Origin of the sequence: Streptomyces violaceorubidus (assembly GCF_000717995.1) — a bacterium.
In the GTDB taxonomy this organism is placed as follows: Bacteria; Actinomycetota; Actinomycetes; order Streptomycetales; family Streptomycetaceae; genus Streptomyces; species Streptomyces violaceorubidus.
The window spans coordinates 1-618 of the sequence record NZ_JODM01000137.1 but is presented as its reverse complement, the minus strand read 5'-3'; the positions used below and the strand labels follow the sequence as shown (position 1 = coordinate 618).

The 618-nt window shown below is 76.5% G+C and carries 1 pseudogene; it reads left to right on the top strand.

Going from position 1 to position 618, the window contains the following annotated elements:
• Positions 1-618: pseudogene (locus IE94_RS40735) on the top strand (hypothetical protein); the annotation flags it as partial.

Below are 618 nucleotides of genomic sequence, written 5' to 3'. Positions count from 1 at the left end.
TGCTTTCATGTCCTCGCTTGCTCTGGGGGCCAAGGGGCTGGGCATCAAGATGCCGGACCTGTCGTTTTTGAAGAACCTCAACACGGGCCTGTCCGGTCCTTCGGGGGCCTCGTCGGGTGGTACCGGGACGGGTGTGGGCAGGACGTCGGCCGCCGGCGGACAGACGTCCGCGGGCATCGGTGCGGGTGGGGCCGTGCCGGGTCCCGGCACGCAGGTCCCGGGCGGTGTGTCCCCGCGGTCCGTCCCCGCCTCGCCGGCGCCGGTCCGTACGGTCTCCGGGATCGAGGCCCCGGACACGTCCGCCGCGGGCACGGGCACGGGCGCGGGCGCGGGCCGGCCCAGCGGTGCGGGCGCGGGGCAGCCGGCTGCCTCGGGTACCGGGCAGCCGGTCCTCGCCACAGGCACAGGCACAGGCACGGGCACGGGCACGGGCACGGGACAGTCGACCGGTGTCGGGCAGCCGGCCGGTTCGGGTGCCGGGCAGGCAGCCACCGGCACTGGTGCCGGTCCGGCGGCACTCTCGGGCGGCGGGAGCCAGCCGGCGCGGAACACGGGCCTGCAGGACGCGTCCGACGGGGCGTTGGAGGTGCCCGACGGTGACGCGGTGGGCGGACAGCC